Origin of the sequence: Streptomyces sp. NBC_00252, assembly GCF_036187565.1 — a bacterium.
Lineage (GTDB): Bacteria > Actinomycetota > Actinomycetes > Streptomycetales > Streptomycetaceae > Streptomyces.
Genome location: NZ_CP108087.1, coordinates 10,105,228 through 10,122,551 on the forward strand (window position 1 = coordinate 10,105,228; position 17,324 = coordinate 10,122,551).

General features: G+C 73.1%; 13 protein-coding genes and 1 pseudogene. All 14 read left to right on the forward strand.

Going from position 1 to position 17,324, the window contains the following annotated elements; genetic code table 11:
- Positions 1 to 75 precede the first annotated feature (75 nt).
- The 14 genes and pseudogenes from OHT77_RS44795 to OHT77_RS44860 all read left to right on the forward strand — a co-directional run bounded on the left by OHT77_RS44795 (position 76) and on the right by OHT77_RS44860 (position 17,284).
- A complete protein-coding gene (locus OHT77_RS44795; protein WP_328825784.1) occupies positions 76 to 1,143 on the forward strand; it encodes a type III polyketide synthase in 1,068 nt (355 codons plus the stop codon).
- 50 nt (positions 1,144 to 1,193) lie between these two features.
- Positions 1,194 to 1,727 (forward strand): annotated as a pseudogene (locus tag OHT77_RS44800) (cupin domain-containing protein); the annotation flags it as partial.
- A gap of 234 nt (positions 1,728 to 1,961) precedes the next feature.
- Positions 1,962 to 3,110 (forward strand): DegT/DnrJ/EryC1/StrS family aminotransferase, encoded by a 1,149-nt coding sequence (locus tag OHT77_RS44805; protein WP_328825783.1) that lies wholly within the window; start codon positions 1,962 to 1,964, stop codon positions 3,108 to 3,110.
- Between the two features lie 103 nt (positions 3,111 to 3,213).
- Positions 3,214 to 4,827, forward strand: a complete 1,614-nt coding sequence (locus OHT77_RS44810; protein ID WP_328825782.1) for a class I adenylate-forming enzyme family protein — start codon at positions 3,214 to 3,216, stop codon at positions 4,825 to 4,827.
- A gap of 4 nt (positions 4,828 to 4,831) precedes the next feature.
- Entirely contained in the window at positions 4,832 to 5,902 is a 1,071-nt protein-coding gene (locus tag OHT77_RS44815; protein WP_328825781.1) for a methyltransferase, read from the forward strand.
- Between the two features lie 53 nt (positions 5,903 to 5,955).
- On the forward strand, positions 5,956 to 6,663 hold the full coding sequence (locus OHT77_RS44820; RefSeq protein WP_328825780.1) for an AAA family ATPase: 708 nt from the start codon (positions 5,956 to 5,958) through the stop codon (positions 6,661 to 6,663).
- Positions 6,664 to 6,702: 39 nt separating this feature from the next.
- Entirely contained in the window at positions 6,703 to 7,341 is a 639-nt protein-coding gene (locus tag OHT77_RS44825) for a flavodoxin family protein (protein WP_328825779.1), read from the forward strand.
- 593 nt (positions 7,342 to 7,934) lie between these two features.
- A complete protein-coding gene (locus OHT77_RS44830; protein ID WP_328825778.1) occupies positions 7,935 to 9,011 on the forward strand; it encodes an AvrD family protein in 1,077 nt (358 codons plus the stop codon).
- Between the two features lie 86 nt (positions 9,012 to 9,097).
- Positions 9,098 to 9,751, forward strand: a complete 654-nt coding sequence (locus tag OHT77_RS44835) for an undecaprenyl diphosphate synthase family protein (protein WP_328825777.1) — start codon at positions 9,098 to 9,100, stop codon at positions 9,749 to 9,751.
- A gap of 160 nt (positions 9,752 to 9,911) precedes the next feature.
- Entirely contained in the window at positions 9,912 to 11,237 is a 1,326-nt protein-coding gene (locus tag OHT77_RS44840; protein WP_328825776.1) for a cation:proton antiporter, read from the forward strand.
- A 657-nt stretch (positions 11,238 to 11,894) separates the two neighbouring features.
- Positions 11,895 to 12,830: an aromatic prenyltransferase gene (locus tag OHT77_RS44845; protein ID WP_328825775.1), complete on the forward strand. Its 936-nt coding sequence runs from the start codon at positions 11,895 to 11,897 to the stop codon at positions 12,828 to 12,830.
- 169 nt (positions 12,831 to 12,999) lie between these two features.
- Complete coding sequence (locus OHT77_RS44850) at positions 13,000 to 14,520, forward strand: MFS transporter (RefSeq protein ID WP_328825774.1); 1,521 nt, start codon at positions 13,000 to 13,002, stop codon at positions 14,518 to 14,520.
- A gap of 259 nt (positions 14,521 to 14,779) precedes the next feature.
- Positions 14,780 to 15,703 (forward strand): RNA polymerase sigma-70 factor, encoded by a 924-nt coding sequence (locus OHT77_RS44855; protein WP_328825773.1) that lies wholly within the window; start codon positions 14,780 to 14,782, stop codon positions 15,701 to 15,703.
- Between the two features lie 156 nt (positions 15,704 to 15,859).
- The gene (locus OHT77_RS44860) at positions 15,860 to 17,284 is read left to right on the forward strand and encodes an MFS transporter (RefSeq protein WP_328825772.1); all 1,425 of its coding nucleotides are present in this window, start codon (positions 15,860 to 15,862) and stop codon (positions 17,282 to 17,284) included.
- Positions 17,285 to 17,324: the final 40 nt, after the last annotated feature.

A 17,324-nucleotide genomic window follows, 5' to 3' on the forward strand; every position in this document is an offset into this window, starting at 1 on the left:
GCGCCGTATCCGGCGCACGCCCCACGCACGTACGTGCACTTTTTCCCCGGCAGACCTAGAGAAGGCGGACCAGACATGGCCAGGCTGTGCAAGCCCGCGGTGCAGGCGCCCGAGCACGTCATCACGATGGAGGAGACGCTGGACTTCGCCCGGCGTGTCCACGAGGGGAAGGAGCAACTGCCGCTCGCGCTGCGCCTGATACGCAACACCGGCGTGCAGAAGCGCCACCTCGTCCAGCCCATCGAGCAGACCCTGCGCCACCCGGGCCTGACCGAACGCAACCGCATCTACGAGGTCGAGTCCAAGAAGCGCACTCCCCAGGTCGTCGAGGAGGCGCTGAAGAACGCCGACGTCGCCGCCCGGGACATCGACGCGATCATCTACGTGTCGTGCACCGGCTTCCTGATGCCGTCGCTGACGGCGTGGCTCATCAACACGATGGGGCTGCGCCCCGACACCCGTCAGATCCCCATCGCCCAGCTCGGCTGCGCGGCCGGCGGCGCCGCCGTCAACCGCGCCCACGACTTCTGCGTCGCCCACCCCGGCAGCAACGTCCTGATCGTGTCGGCCGAGTTCTGCTCGCTGTGCTACCAGCCCGACATGGACGACATCGGCTCGCTGCTCTCCGACGGCCTGTTCGGGGACGCGGTCGCGGCCGCCGTGGTGCGCGGCAACGGCGGCACCGGCATCGAGCTGGAGCGCAACGCCTCCTACCTCATCCCGCACACCGAGGACTGGATCTCCTACGCGGTGCGCGAGACGGGCTTCCACTTCCAGCTGGACCGGCGGGTGCCGGGCACGATGGAGCCGCTGGCGCCGGTGCTGCGGGAGTTCGCCAAGGACCACAGCTGGGACGCGGGCAGCCTCGACTTCTACATCGTCCACGCCGGCGGCCCGCGCATCCTGGACGACCTCGCCAAGTTCCTCGAGGTCGACCGCAGCGTGTTCCGGCACAGCTGGGCCACGCTCAGCGAGTACGGCAACATCGCCAGCGCGGTGGTCCTGGAGGCGGCCCGCCGCCTGTTCGAGGAGGACACCCCGGCCCCCGACGCGACCGGCCTGATCGCGGGCTTCGGTCCCGGCATCACCGCCGAGATGGCGCTGGGCCGCTGGAGCGACGGCGCCCGTGCCGACGTCGACTGACCCCTTCTTGCTTTCTTCCGCCGCCGTCTCTGCCGAAGGAACCGAATCGGATGACTGGCCTCATCGTCCCGCCCGGCCAGGGCCGGAAACTGATCACCAAGGCGCAGGAAGTCACCTTCAAGGCCACCAAGGACCACGGCTCCTCCCTGTCGGTCTTCGAGGTGGTCGTCCCGCCCGGCTTCGACGTCGGGGCGCACGTCCACCACGACGCGCAGGAGTTCTTCTACGTCCTCGAGGGCGAGCTGGAGCTCCTGGCGTTCGAGCCGGAGCGGCGCACCGAGGACTCCTGGCACCGGTGGACCTCCCCGGACGGCGACCGGATCACCGCCGCGACCGAGGGCGCCTTCATGTTCGTCCCCCCGGGCACCCCGCACGCCTTCCGCAACGCCTCCGATACGCCCGCCCGCATGCTCTTCCAGTGCTATCCCTCGCCGTACCACGAGTTCTACTTCGAGGAGATCGCCGAGATCTGGCAGGCGGGCGGCACGATCGACCAGGAAGCCGTGGAACGCATGCGGCGCCGCTACGACGTCCACCAGCTGACCCCGCTGCGCTACGAGCCCCCCGCCCGCGAACCGGCGCCCGCACCCGCACCCGCGGCTGCGCCTGAACCCGCGGTTGCCGCTGCGCCCGAACCCGCGGCTGCGCCCGGATCCGTGCCCGCGACCGCCCCTGCGGCCGGACCCGGACCCGGACCCGGATCGGCTCCGGCCCTCGCAACGGCGCCTGCCGTTGCCCCTGTTGTTCCCTCCCCTGTCTCTTCCCCTGTTTCTTCCCCCCGGGCCGCCGGGCGCGGAGCGTGAACGGAGTTGACCACGATGGACGCGATTCCCCTGGTGCACGCGAGTCTGGGCGAGCGGGAACTGGCCGCCGTCGCCGAGGTGTTCGCCTCCGGCTGGCCGGCCGGCCAGGGCCCGCAGGGCAAGGCGCTGGAGGCCCGGCTGGCGGCGGAGTACATGGTCGGTGACGCGGTCGCGGTGAGCAACTGCGGTGCCGCCCTGCACCTGGCGATGCTCGCCCTGGGGGTGGGGCCCGGCGACGAGGTCATCGTCGCCGACTACGGTTTCCCGGCGCCCGCCCAGGCCGCCCGCTACGTCGGAGCCACCCCCGTCTTCGCCGACGTACGCCCCGACACCTACACCGTCGACCCGCAGGCGGTGGCCGACCTGGTCACCCCCCGCACCGCGGGGATCATCGCGGTCGACACGGTCGGCCTGCCCGCCGACTACACCGAACTGCAGGAGATCGCCGACCGGCACGGCCTGTTCCTCGTCGAGGACGCGGCCTGCGCGGTCGGCGCCACCTACCAGGGCGGCAAGGCGGGGGCGCTGGCGGAGGTGGGCTGCCTGTCCTTCCACGGCCGCAAGGGCGCCAGCAGCGGCGAGGGCGGCGCGCTGCTGGCCTCCGACCCGGAGATAGGCAAGGACGCCCGGCTGCGCTCCTCCTTCGGCATCGGCAGCATCTTCGACATGGGCAACGTGGTCGGCCTGCCGATCCCGGTGTTCACCGAGATCGGCTACAACTTCAAGCTGTCCGACATCGCCGCGGCGATCCTCCAGGTGCAGCTGGGCCGCATCGGTGAACTCCTGGCCCGCCGCAGCGCGGTCGCCGCGCAGTACGGCGAACTCCTGGCCGGCGAGGACCTGCTGACCCTGCCGCACGTGCCGGCCGACCGCACCCACGCCTGGCAGACCTACATGGTCACCCTCGACGAGACGGTGGACCGCGGCGCGGTGGCCACCGCGCTGCGCGCCCAGGGCATCGGCTGCGGACACGGCACGTTCGCCGGCCACACCCAGCCCGTCTTCGACGCGAAGCAGACCTGCCCCATCTCCCTCGACCTGGCCACCCGCCAGCTCGCGATCCCCATGCACGCCGAACTGACCCAGGACCAGGTCACCCGCGTCGCCCACACCCTGCGCGAGGCGGTACACGCCCACGCGGGCACCGCCCGCCGGGCCGCATGACCCACCCCCGCACCCCACCGGGCACCTCACCCCCGGACCCCTCCCGGCACCCCTCACGTGTCCTGCCCGTCCCGCAGCGTGCCCCCGAAGGAGACACATCCCCATGAAGGGCTCCACCGCCTACCGATCGATCCAGCGCCGCGGCCTGCACATCGGCCTGCTGCCCGAGATGGCCGCGGCCGTCGACCCCTCGACGCCGATCACCCTGGACCACGACCTGGACGTCCTGCCCGAGGCGGGACGGCAGCTGACGGTCCGCCAGTACGCCGGCCACGTCGACGACCTCGCCGGCCGCCTCCACGCGGCCGGCGTACGGCCCGGCGAACACGTCGTGATCTACAAGACGGCCAACGCCGACCACTGGATGCTCGCCGCCGCGATCTCCCGGATTGGCGCGGTCGTCGTCAACCTCTCCCCGGCCCTGGACGCCACGACCGTCGGCGTCCTGCTGGAGCGGGTCGGCCGCCCCACCCTGCTCACCGACGGCCACAAGCTCGACCTCTTGGACGGCGTGCCGCTGGCCGACCTCACCCGCCGGGTCATCACCTCCGCCGCCGACCGGCCCGGCGCCGTCTCGCTGGCCGAACTCGCCGGCGCGCCCCGGGTACGGCCGGTGCTGCGGCCGCTGGACGAGGCCGCCGTCATCACCCACACCTCCGGCACCACCGGCATCCCCAAGCTCGTCGTCCACACCCCCCGCACCCAGGCGATACGCCTGGTGCCGCAGTGGCGGCTGCTGGCCCTCAAGCGCAGGAAGGAGACCGTCGCCATCCACGTGCCGTTCGTGCACTCCCGGATGGTCGCCGCGATGTCCCTGGCCCTGCTCAAGCAGTACCCGGTGCTGCTGCTGCGTGAGACGGACCCGGCCGTCGTCGCCGAGCACTTCCTCGCCCACCGCCCCGCGTTCGTGGAGGCGCTGCCCAACTCCCTCATGGAATGGGAACAGCTCACCGACGACCCCCGGATGCCGTTCGCCTCGGTGAAGGTCTTCTCCAGCACCTTCGACGCCATCCACCCCGCCACCATGAGCCGGCTGCTGAAGTCCTCCACCCGGCGCGGCGCCCTGTTCTTCCAGATCTACGGCCAGAGCGAGGTCGGGCCGGCCGTCGGCCGCGCCTACTTCCGTCCCTTCGCCCACAAGGCCAACGGCCGCTGCGTGGGCTGGGCCATGCCCCGGGGCGCCGCCCGTATCCGCGTCGTCGGCATCGACGGCCGCCGCCCCACCCGGCGCCACCCCGGCCGTATCGAGGTCGCCTGGCCGGGTCTGGCCAAGACCTACCACGGCGAGCAGGACCGCTACGACGGCAACCGCACCGGCCAGTGGTGGGGGACCGGCGACGTCGGCTACCGCACCCGGCTGGGCTGCCTGCACATGCTCGACCGGGAGGTCGACATGATCCCCGGGGTGCACAGCTCCCTGGAGATCGAGGACGTCGTCCTGGGCGGCCTGGCGGAACTGAGCGAACTGGTCGTCGTCCAGGGCCCGAACGGCGAAGCGGTCCCGGTGGTCTGCACCCACGACGACGCCCCCCTGGACCCGGCCCGCTGGCGGGCGGCCACCACCGCCTTCCCGCAGCTCGCCGACCCCGTCCAGATCCCGCAGGCCGAACTGCCCCGCACCGCCACGCTCAAGGTGCAGCGCCTGGAGCTGGCCCGCCGTTTCACCCAGCCGCCGGCACACACCCCCGCGGCCGGCCCCACCGACTCGAAAGGCTGACACCGTGACACCTGACGCCACGCTCGCCCGACTGCGCGAGTACATGGTCGGACCCTCGCGGTTCATGAGCCTGCTCTCCGCCTTCGAACTCGGCCTGGTCGACACCCTGCGCGCCCGCCCCGGCTCCAGCGCCGTCCAGCTCGGCGAGGCCGCAGGCGCCCGCCCCGACGCCGTGGAACAGCTTCTGTTCCTCCTGGTCAAGGAGGGCTTCGTCGCCCACGACGAGGAGGCGGGCACCTACACCCTGGACGCGCTGGGCGACGTCCCCGTCGCCGACCTGGACCGGGCCCTGGCCTACATGAACCTGATCAAGGTCACCGCGCTGCGCCAGCTGTTCTACCTCACCGAGTCCGCCCGCACCGGCACCGTCGTCGGCCTCAAGGAGCTCTACGGCGCCGAGGGCACCCTCTACGACGCGGTCGCCGACCACCAGGACCTCAATGACTCCTGGCTGAAGCTGATGAACAACGTCACGGCCAACATCGACCCCTGGTTCTTCGCCAACATCGACATCCCGGCCGGCTCCCGCGTCCTGGACGTGGCCGGCAACACCGGCCTGGGCGCGATCCACACCTACCGCCACAAGGCCTCCGAGGGCCTGACGGTCACCACCTTCGACCTGCCCGGCAAGGAGAGCGAGGCGCTGGCCAACTTCCGTGCCGCGGGCCTCGAGGAGCATCTGTCGTTCATCGGCGGCAACGTCTTCGACGAGATCCCCCAGGGCTACGACGTCGTCCTGGTCAAGCACTTCCTGGACATGTTCGACAGGGCCGACGTGGTCAGGATCCTGCAGGGCGTCCACAAGGCACTCAAGCCCGGCGGCACGGTGAACATCCTGGTGCCGGTCTACCCCGAGGACATCACCGACCGCGACAACTACAACGTCGACTTCTTCCCGGCCTTCTTCATCGGCGCCGCCATGGGCCAGGGCGGCCCGCAGAAGCTGTCGGTCTACGAGCGCTGGCTGCGCGAGTGCGGCTTCGAGGTGACCAAGGCGCTCACCAAGGACGCCGCGGAGATCCCGCCCGACGTCATCCCCGTCCAGGCCGTCCTGACCGCGGTGAAGACCGCCTGAGGGACTGTTCCCGTACGCCATGAGCCCACCCGCACAGGGGGCTGGAGGAGCCAATGAAGATAGCCGTGTCCGGGACCTACTCCTCGGGCAAGACCTCGACGGTGATGGCGCTGTCGCACTACACCGGCATCCCGCGCTCACTGGCCCGCACCGTCCGGGAGATCATGCCGCAGGCCCTGCCCGGGGTGCGGCTGGCCGATGTGACACCGGCACAGTTCCTCCAGCTCACCCTGCGCCGCCACACCGGCCGCGCGGTGCAGGAGGCCCTGCTCGGCGACGACTTCGTCTCCGACGGCTCCTCCCTGCAGGAGTGGCTCTACGGCGAGGGCCGCCGCCGCTACGGCATGAACCCCAGCGCCGCCCCCGCGGACGGCCTGCCCACCGCGCCGGCCTCGCCGCAGATGGTGTTCTTCGGCGAGGTCGTCGAGCAGTACGGGCACGCCTTCAAACAGCACGTCAAGGCCACCTACGACGCCTACGTCCACCTGCGCCACGAACTGCCGCTCGCCGCGGACGGCCACCGGCCGATGAACGACGCCTTCCGCGCGAGCGTGGACCGGATGCTGCTGGCCACCCTGGAGGAACTGCAGATCCCCTGCCACGTGGTCGGCGGCCCCATGGCCCAGCGCCTGGAGACCATCGCGGGCCTCTTCGGCTGGACCCCGGTCATGACCACGGCCGAGGCCATCGAACGGGCCCGGCGGGAGTACGGCCGCCAGGACTTCCGCATGGAGCACGAACGCCTCCCGGCCCACCCCTGAACCCCCGTGAGCAGCTCCGCGTCCGCAGGAGGACACCCGATGCAGACACCACCACGACCACTGCAGCGCCCGCCGGCCGTGGCGGTCGCCTACCACTCCGGCCGGGGCCACACCGACGTCCTGGCGCACGCCGTGCGGGCGGGCGCCGTCTCGGCGGGCGCCGAGGTGACCATGGTCGGGGTCGGCGCCATGGACGACGCCGCGTGGGAGAGCCTGGACGCGGCCGACGCGATCGTCTTCGGATCGCCCACCTACATGGGCTCGGCGTCGGGCGCCTTCCACACCTTCGCCGAGTCGACCAGCAGGCGCTGGGCGCGCCAGGCCTGGAAGGACAAACTCGGCTCGGGGTTCACCATCGGCGCCTGCAAGGCGGGCGACAAGGACTCCACCCTCGGCTACTTCCAGACCCTGGGCGCCCAGCACGGCATGATCTGGGTCAGCCTCGGCCTCCTCCCGGGCTGGCACCTCAGCCATGAGAGCGACAACGACCTCAACCGCCTGGGCTACTTCAACGGCGCCGCCGCCACCGCACCGGGCGACCTGCCCCCCGACGCCGTCCACAAGGCCGACATCGCCACCGCCGAACACCTCGGCGAACGCGTCACCCACCTGACAGCGATCCACCTCACCGGCCGCGCCCTCCTGACCGCAGGCCAGCGCCCCGGCACGGAGAGCTGACCCGGGGCCAGGAGTGCGCGGCCGGGGCGGAGCACAGCCCCGGCCACACCCCGCACGGGCAGCCCCACCGCCGGGCCCGCCCGCTGGCCCGTCGGCCGGCCGGTCCGCACGGAGAGCCGACCCGAGGGCGGCCCGGGGCAGTACCGGCACGATAGAGGCCACGTTCTTCACGCTCCCCGCCACTGGCCGGGAGGCCTTTCCGGTCCGCCCGCCGCACCGCCCCGGCTACCAGGCCCCGGGCCGCGGGCCAGCGCAGAGGGCCGGCCCGGGGAGTACCGGCGCAGCCGCAGTCAGGTTCCTCGCGGCTTCCCCGCCGCCCGGCCTTTGGCGGCGAGGGCACGGACACCTGCCCCGCCCGGGGGAGTCCCCCCGCGCTCCGCGGCGCCCTTCTCCCGACAGGTGCCACGGCATCCACCCCGACCGCCCGCCCGCCGGGCTGCCGGGGAACATACGGGCGGCCCCGTCCGGCATGCCCGGCCATCACAGGCCCCCGTCCCCGCGCCGCCCCGCACCCGCATCAGGCCGGCCCCCTCCAGGACGGCCGTGTCGTCGCCGTTCCCGTCACCGCGGACGCGGCGGGAACAGGAGTACCTGTGTCATCCCTGCACCTCGCGTCCATCGACGACTTCCTCGGCCCGCGCGAGGGCCGGTTCCTCGGCGAGGGATTCAAACGGGTCGCCCACTCGCTGACCGACCTCACGATCACCCCGGCCCCCGCCCCCGCGGGCGGCCCCGGCAGAGCCCACGCCCCCGGCGGGACCGCCTGCATCCGTGCCACCGCCCACCTCGCCCTGCCCGCCGCCTGGTCCCGCAAGGGCGACCGGTATCCGACCCCGCATCTCAGCTCCCTCGACGTGATGCTCTTCGCCGCCCGCCTCACCGGCCTGTACGCGGCCCATGCCTGCTCGCTGGGGCCCGGTGACCGCTTCGAGGTGTGTTCCGTCGACATCAAGGCGGGCGCCCGCCCGGACGAGGAGGGGCTGGAGAGTTTCCCGGTCACCGGCCGGCTCGCCGCCGCCGAGGACACCGGGCCGCTGTGGTCGACGACCCTGGACTGCCGGGTCGGCTCGCTGTCGGCCCGGGTGCACGCCCGCCACAGCCCCGCCCGCCGCCCGCCCGCCGCCCCCCGTTCGTACTACCTGGCGGAGGAGCTGCCCGGCCCCTGGAACGACGCCCCCTACGGCGTTCCGCACGGCGCCCGCAGCCAGCTGCTGACCGGCGTACGGATCACGGCCGGCACGCAGGAGCCGTACGCCTCGGCCCGGGCCGCACTGGTCCCCGACGGTGCGCAGGCGCCCCGGGACGGCACCCCGGCCACCATGATCGACGCGTTCGTCGCGGCCATGCAGCTGGGCCAGGTCCTGCTCTACACCCTGGACGGCGTCGAGCGCGCCGACAGCAACAACCTGTGGATGCGCCGCACCCGCGTCACCACCGACGACCCCCGCACCACCGGCGCCGGCGACGCTGCCGGCACCGGTGTGCCGGAGGGGGCGGGCGGTGAGGTGACGGCCCGTCTGGACCGGGCCCGGCTGCTGCGTTCCGCGTCCGGCACCTGGCGCACGGCCGAGATCAGCGGCGCCCTGCACGGCGTACGGGCGTGGGCCTCGGTGGCGCACCTGCTCGCCTCGCCCTCGCCGAGCGGCAGCCGGGCGGACGGCGCCCGCTGACCCCCGCCCCCGCCCCTGTTTCCGCCCCGCGCCACCGCCATCACTTTTCCCGTCCCGTTCTCACCCGCAACGACAAGGAGATCCCGGTGACCACCCTGATGCTTTTGCCGGACGGAATGCGCCGCTGGTCCCAGGCGAACGGCGTCTCCCTCGACGACGGCTACGCGGCGATGGGGGACAAGATCGTCGAGTTCATGGACTGGGCCCGCGAGGAGGGCGTGACGACCCTCTACATCACGGCCTCCTCCGCCGCCAACCACAGCCGTCCCCAGCCCGCGGTGACCACGTTCATGAACGCGTTCACCGACGTGGTGCGCCGCGTCCACGACAGCTGTGCCTTCGACTTCTCCGGCTCCCTCGACCTGGTGTCCGCCCCGCACCTGGCCGAACTGGAGGAACTGCGCGAGAAGTCGGCCAAGGACACGGGCTTCACGCTCCACTACATCCTGGGCATGTCCCTCACCCACGAGGTCATCGGCATCTTCAACCGGCTCAACGGGAAGATCCCGGAGCTGACCGAGGAGATCCTGGCCCGCCACGCCTACGTCCCGGCCCAGGTCGACCACCTCATCCGCACCGGCGGCGCGACCCGCATGTCGTCGTTCTTCCCGCTGATGTCGCCCTACGCCGAACTGCACTTCTCGCCGTGCCTGTTCCCCGACATGACCCGCGCCGACTTCGACGCCGCCCTCGCCGACCTGAAGGGCCGCGAACGCCGCTTCGGCGGCTACCCGCACTGAACACACCCCCCTTTCGGGAGCCCGGCGGCCGCGCGCAGCGGCCGCCGGGCTCCGCGCACCTTCCCGCGCCGGTGCGGCCGCTTCTCTTCCGCCGGTGCGCCGCGGCATCGCCCCTTGCTCCGCTCCCGGGCCGGATCCCACCGACGAAAGACCCCTCGCCATGACCACTCATCAGACCTCGTCCCTGCTCGTCGGTCTCGCCGCCGTCGTGTTCCTGGCCCGTGTGCTGGGCATGCTGGCCCGGCGCCTGAACCAGCCGGCGGTGATCGGCGAGGTCCTCGCCGGCATCGCCCTGGGGCCGACCCTCTTCCACGGCGCGCTCTCCGACGCCCTCTTCCCCGCCGGCATCCGCCCGCTGCTGGCCGCGCTGGCCGCGGTCGGGGTGGCGGCCTTCATGTTCCTGGTCGGCCTGGAGTGGGACGCCGCGATGATCCGCGGCAGCGGCAGCCTCGCCGCCACCGTCTCCTTCAGCTCCGTCCTGCTGCCGTTCGGCCTGGGCATGCTGCTGGCCCTGTATCTGATGGACGACTACGGCACCGGTGACCGGACGGCGTTCATGCTGTTCATGGGCATCGCCATGTCGATCACCGCCTTCCCGGTCCTGGCCCGCATCCTCACCGACCGGCGCATGTCCCGCTCCCCGCTCGGTGTGGTGGCCCTGGCCTGCGCCTCCATCGACGACGTGCTGGCCTGGTCGCTGCTGGCCGCCGTGATCGCCGTCAGCGGTTCGGCGGGCCCCGACCAGTGGCGCATCCTGCTGGCCGTCCCCTACCTGCTGGCCATGCTCTTCGTCGTACGCCCCCTGCTGCGCCGTTTCGTCGCGCGCCGCCCGGCGCTGACGCTCACCCCGACCGTGTTCGCGGCCGTCCTGGTGGGTCTGCTGCTGTCGGCCGCCGCCACCGAGTGGGTGGGCCTGCACTACATCTTCGGCGCGTTCCTCTTCGGCGTGATCCTGCCGCGCGAGGGCAGCGAGCGGCTGCGCGCGGACGTCCACGAGCGGCTGGGCCACCTGAGCGGGACGCTGCTGCTGCCGGTGTTCTTCCTGGTCGCAGGTCTGCAGGTCGACCTGTCCGGGCTGGACGCGGGCGGGCTGGGCGCGCTGGGGCTGATCCTGCTGGTGGCCGTCGGCGGCAAGTTCACCGGCGCGTTCGCCGCGGCCCGCCTCAACCGGATGCCGCTGCGGCAGTCGGCCGCGCTGGCGACGCTGATGAACACCCGCGGCCTGACCGAGCTGATCGTCCTGAACGTGGGTCTCCAACTGGGCTTCCTGGACCGGGACCTGTACTCGCTGATGGTCGTCATGGCCGTGGTCACCACCGCGATGGCGGGCCCCCTGCTGAGCTGGATCATCGGCCGCCCCACCGACCCCGACGCACCCCGCCCGCCCGCACACCCCACGGCGACCACCCCGTCCGCGACGACCACCGCGCCCGCGACCGGGACCGGGACCGAGCACGCGGCGGGAACCGTGGGCACCCCCGCCTAGAACCGGGCCCGGAGGCGGGACCGGAGACGGGATCGGTCCCCTCGCCGCCCCGAAGGCGCGGGGGAGCCGCCGCGCCGTAGCCCCCGCCTCCGCACCCGCTCCGCACCCGTTCCGCGCACCGGCCCCGCCCGGGGAGCCGCAGCCCTCCCGCTGCGCGCGCCCCGGCCGGGCCGGCGGACGGGCCGGCCCGGGGGAGGTCACGAGATGCGGGCCGCCCGGCACGGCCGCACCCCGGGGGGAAATCCCCGGCGCGGACGACGAGGCGGACGCGAACGCCCGTGGCGGGCGGGCCGGTTCCCGGCCCGCCGGGGGAGTGGCGCGGCCCGGGGGACGCCGTAGCCCACGTGCTGCCGGGCCCGCGTGCTGCCGGGCCCGCCGGGGCGTCCCTCCCGCCGCGGACTCCACCACCGTCCGCGTGCACCGTCGCCACCCCGCGGGTCACCCCGCACTGCACGCGGATCACCCCGCAATTCACCGGCCCTCCGATTCAGGAGAGGGGCCGTTCACCATCTGCTCGCGCATTCTCACGCTTGTCACCGGCCCTGGCGTCAGTGAATTCTCCGGCGGTTCCCGAGCGGCCCCGCGCTATGTTCCCGAAGGCGGCGGAGTACGGATTCCCGCGGAATCAATGACCGGCGCAGACTACTTGGAGTGTTGATGTCCGAAGGCACTGAGGCGGAAAAGCTGTACTCAGCGATCGAGGAGGCGGCCCGGCTGGTGGGGGCGTCGTTCTCGCGTGACATGGTGTGGCCGGTCCTGGAGGCGTTCCGTGACGCGCTGACGGACGGGGCGATCATTTTCAGCGCGCAGGTCAACGCGGGCCGGGTGGGCGAACTCGAATACACCGTGCAGGTGTCGCCGGGGTCCGAGGGCCCGTACGCGCGGGCGCTGGCCGGCGGTCTCCTGCCCCGGCAGGACCATCCCGTGGCGGGTCTGCTCTCCGACATCGAGGAGCGGGTCGCCGTCGAGGACTATTTCATCGACTGCGGGGTCGCCGGCGGGTTCAAGAAGATCTACGCGCAGTTCCCCGGCGACCTGCAGAAGGTGTCGGAGCTGGCCCGGATCCCGTCGGTGCCGCGCTCGGTGGCCGACAACGCCGCGCTCTTCGCCCGCCACGGCCTGGAGGAGGTGGCGCTGGTCGGCATCAACTACCGCAGCAGGACGCTGAACCTGTACTTCCAGCTGCCCGCCGAGGTGGCCGGCGACCTCGACCCGCGCACGGTGCTGTCGCTGCTGAAGGAGATGGGGCTGCCCGAGCCCGACGAGCGGATGCTGGCGTACGCGTGCACGTCCTACCGGGTCTACGCGACCCTCGGCTGGGACTCCCCGGACATCCGGCGGATCTCCTTCGCCCCGGTGCCCTCCCCGGGCCTGGACCCGGCGGCGCTGCCGGCCCGGCTGGACCCGCGGCTGGAGCACTTCGTCCGCAGCGCCCCCTACACGTATGCGGGTGAGCCGGTGAACGCCTCGGCGGTCAAGTGGTCGCCGGACGGGGACCATCTCGACCTCGCGGTGTACCACCAGATCTCGCCGCCGCTGCTGAAGGCGTTCACCGACCACGCCCACGCCCGCGCCCAGGCCCGGCCTGCCTGACGCCGCGTCACCGGCGCCCGCCCCCTTCCCGCTCCCTCCCGCACTCTCGCCGTCCGGCCGTGTTCCGCCCGCGGTGATGTCACAGCCGCCACCCCGTGTCTCGTCCTAGGGGCGAGGCCTCGAGCCCGTTCGCCAAATCGCCGGATTACGGAACAAGGAGAAGATGATCATGGCAGCACAGAGCGCAGCCGCCACGGCTGGGCCGAGCACGGGGGCGGCCGCCGACGCACGGCGGCGGTGGCTGATCGGCGCCGTCATCTGCACCGCCTATCTGATGGTCGGCCTCGACCTGACCGTCATGAACATCGCCCTGCCCTCCGCGCAGCAGGCGCTGGACTTCAGCAACGCCGACCGGCAGTGGATCGTGACCGCCTACGCGCTGCCGTTCGGCGGTCTGCTGCTGTTCTGCGGCCGGCTCTCCGACCTGATCGGCCGCAAGCGGGCCTTCCTGATCGGCCTGCTGGGCTTCGCGGCCGCCTCCGCGGTGGGCGGCGCCGCCACCAACTTCGAGATGCTGGTGACCGCCCGTGCCTGCCAGGGCGCGTTCGCCGCACTGCTCTCGCCCTCCTGCCTGGCCCTGCTGGCCACCACCTTCACCGACCCCAAGGAACGCGCCAAGGCCTTCGGCGTCTTCAGCGGCGTGGTGGCCAGCGGCTCGGGTGTGGGCCTGATCATCGGCGGGGCGCTGACCTCCGGTCTGAGCTGGCGCTGGTGCATGTACGTCAACCTGCTGCTGGCCGCCGTCGCGTTCTTCGGCGGCATGGCACTGCTGCAGGACCAGCCCAAGTCCGGCGCCCGGATGGACATCCCCGGCGTGCTGCTCGCCTCGGCCGGCATGTTCGCCGTGGTGCTGGGCTTCTCCAACGCGCACAACGGCTGGGGCGAGACCTCGACCTGGGGCTTCCTCGCCGCCGGCGCCGTCCTGCTGGTCGCCTTCTCGGTCTGGCAGACCCGCGCCGCCCACCCGCTGCTGCCGCCCCGGATCGTCCTCAGCCGCACCCGCGGCGCCGCCTACTTCACCGTGCTCCTGGTCGGCATCGGCTTCTTCGGCATCCTGATGTTCCTCGTCTACTACATGCAGACCATCCTGGGCTACTCGGCGATCACCTCCGGCTGCGCGCTGCTCCCGATGATCGCGATCACCCCGGTGGGCACCAGCGTGGGCGCCATCAAGCTGCTGCCCAAGTTCGGCCCGCGCCCGCTGATCACCGGCGGCCTGCTGATCAGCGCCGCCGGCATGGCCGGCCTGACCCGCATCGACGCCGACTCCGCCTACGCCACCCACATCCTGGGCCCCGTCCTGCTGGTCGGCATCGGCATGGGCCTCATCTACGGCGCGGCGCTGAGCGCGGGCACCTCCGGGGTGGCCCCGCAGGACGCGGGCATCGCCTCGGCCGTCATCAGCACCGGCCAGCAGCTCGGCGGCGCCATCGGCACCGCCCTGCTCAACACGATCGCCGCCACCGCCGCCACCGACTGGCTCGCCGGCCACGTGACGGGCACCCCCACCGTGCAGGACCTGCACCTGGCGTCGATCCACGGCGACACCCGGGTGTTCTGGTGGTGCACGGCCATCTTCGGCCTCGGCGCGGTCGTCTCCGCCCTGCTGCTGCGCGGCGGTCCGCTGCCCGCACCGGCCGGCGCCCCCGCCCCCAAGCCGTCCGAACAGGCCGAAGCGGCCCGCTCCTGACCGACGGACCCGCACCGGCTCCCTCCAGCGGCCGGCCCCCGCCCGGATCATCTCCCGGGCGGGGACCGGCCGCTTCACCCTTCCCGCTCGGCTTGCGCTACAGCCGTACTCGAAGCCCCCTGGAGGGCGCGGGACGCGCCCTGGTCCCGCCCCTAGGGTGAGAATCCGCCCCGGCACAGGCCCCGGCCGCCGGGCCCCGGCCCCCCAAAAAAACCAGCCCCCAGCCCCAAGTCTCCACGGCTTCAGGGAGGAGATCGCGGTGACCCGGATCGAGGAGTTCGAGGAACTGCGGTCCCTGCTGTTCTCCATCGCCTACCGCATCCTGGGCAGCGTCAGCGAGGCCGAGGACGCCGTCCAGGAGACCTGGCTGCGCTACGACGCCTCCCCGGCCAGCCCCGCGTCGGTGAAGTCCTTCCTGTCGGCCGTGGTCACCCGCGTCTCGATCGACGTCCTGCGCTCGGCCCGGGTACGGCGCGAGCAGTACGTCGGCCCGTGGCTGCCCGAACCCCTCCTCACCGACCCCTACGAGGACCCGGCCCGCTCGGCGGAACTGGCCGACTCCGTCTCCATGGCGGCGCTGATCCTGCTGGAGCGGCTGTCCCCGCTGGAGCGTGCGGTGTTCGTGCTGCGCGAGGTGTTCGCCTTCGACTTCCCGGCGATCGCCTCGGCGGTGGGCCGCTCCCAGAGCGCCTGCCGCCAGCTCGCGGTCCGCGCCCGCCGCCACATGGCCGCCGAACGCCCCCGTTTCGAGGCCGACCGCGCCGAGCGCGACGAACTCGCCGAGCGGTTCTTCTGCGCGCTGCGGGAGGGCGACGTGGAGGGCCTGCGCGAACTGCTCGCCGCGGACGCGCAGATGGTCGGCGACGGCGGCGGCAAGACCCCGCAGCTGGCCAGGGCCGTCAGCGGCGCCGGCAACACGGCCCGCCTGCTGGCCTCGGTGGTGCCCGCGCTGGTGCGGGTGGAGGTGACGCTGGAGCCGCGCGAGATCAACGGCCAGCCCGGCGCGATCTTCCGCGACCGGGAGGGGAGAGTGCTCACCGCCTGGACGCTGGACGTCCTGGACGGCCGGATCCAGGCGATCCGCTCGGTGACCAACCCCGACAAGCTCGCCCACCTGGGCCCGGTCGCCGACGCCTGGGCCCTCAGCCGCGAGGCCAGCAGAGCCCGCCGCACCCCGCACTGACCCCCCCCCAGGCCCCCGCCGCCACCCTCTTTTTTCTTACGCCTCTCCGCCCGCGCGGAGGGGCGTTCTGCTGTGTCCTGCCTGTTCTCCTTCCTCGTTCTGTTCTCCTTCCTCGTCTTCCTTGTTTTCCTTCTTCGCCTCGAAAGGGGTCTGCCGGTGACCACGGATGCCTCGATCACGGACGCCTCGGCGCGTCCTGGTCCCCAGGAGTTCATCGACCGCGGTCCGATGAGCCGCCGGCAGTGGCTCATCGTGATCCTGGGCCTGCTGATGATGGTGGCCGAGGGCCTCGACGCGGTCGTCGCCGCCTTCGTCTACCCCCGGATCGAGAAGCAGTGGGGTGTCGGTGACGGCGCGGTCACCGCGACGGTGACGCTGAGCGTGCTGGCGATGGTGGCGGGCGGTGCGGGGGCCGGCCCGCTGGCCGACCGCTACGGCCGCCGGGGTGTCACCGCCGCCGGTGTCGCCGTCTTCGGCCTCGGCACGGCGGGGATGGCGTTCACGCACGGCATCGGCGTCTTCGCCGGGGTGCGGATCGTGGCCTGTCTGGGGCTGGGGGCGGTGCTGCCGACGATGATGGCGCTGGTCGCGGACTGGACGCCGGCCGGGCGGCGGGGCCAGACGGTCGCGCTGGCCTTCGCCGGGGTGACGGCCGGCACGACCGCCGGCGGGATCCTCTCCTCGGTCCTGATCCCCGCCCACGGCTGGCCGGTGCTGCTGCTGGTGTGCGGGCTCGCCCCGCTGCTGCTGGTCCCGGCGCTGCTCGTGTTCGTCCCGGAGTCGCTGAGCGTGCTGGCCGCCCGCGGCCGGCCCGCCGCGGACGTGCGCGGGGCGCTGCGGGCCGTGGTGGGGGAGCGGGACGTGTCCGGCGTGGACCTGGAGCGGGCCGCGCCCGCCCGGGGCCCGGTCGCACGGACCGTCCTGTCGGGGGAGGCGGCCCGCACCACGGTCCTGCTGTGGCTGTGCTTCCTGGCGGGGCTGGGCGTGGTGGGCCTGATCCTGAGCTATCTGCCGCTGCTGGCCGAGCGCACGGGCCTGACGTCCGCTCAGGCGGGGGTGGCCGTCGCGGTGTTCGGGTGGGGCGGCCTGCTGGGACAGCTCGCGGTCTCCTTCGTCCTGCGGCGCCTGGACCGGTTCGTGGTGCTGGCCGTGCTGTGGGGCGCGGCCGTGCTGGGCCTGGCGGCCGCGCTCCTGTGGGCAGGGCAGTTCGCGGGCCTGCTGGCCGGGGCGTTCGTCCTGGGGCTGTGCCTGCCGGCGGCGAACTCCGCGCTGCAGGTGATCGCCGCGCTCGCCTACCCGCCGGCCGTGCGCGCCACCGGCATCAGCTGGGCCAACAGCGCCGGCAAGCTGGGCCCGGTCCTCGGCGGCCTCGCGGGCGGCCTGATGGCACACGCGGGCTGGAGCCTGGGCACGGTGCTGACCGTCCTGGCGGTGCCCCTGGCCCTGTGCCTGCCGGCCGTACGGACGCTGAGGGCCCGCGCCCGCCGGCACCGCACCGCCGCCCCGCACACCACCACCGCCCGCCCGTTGCCCGCACCCACGCCCGCTCCGGCTCCGGCGTCCGCGCCGGGACAGGTGTGAGCCCCCGGCACACGGCAGACGGCACGCGGCACGCGGTACG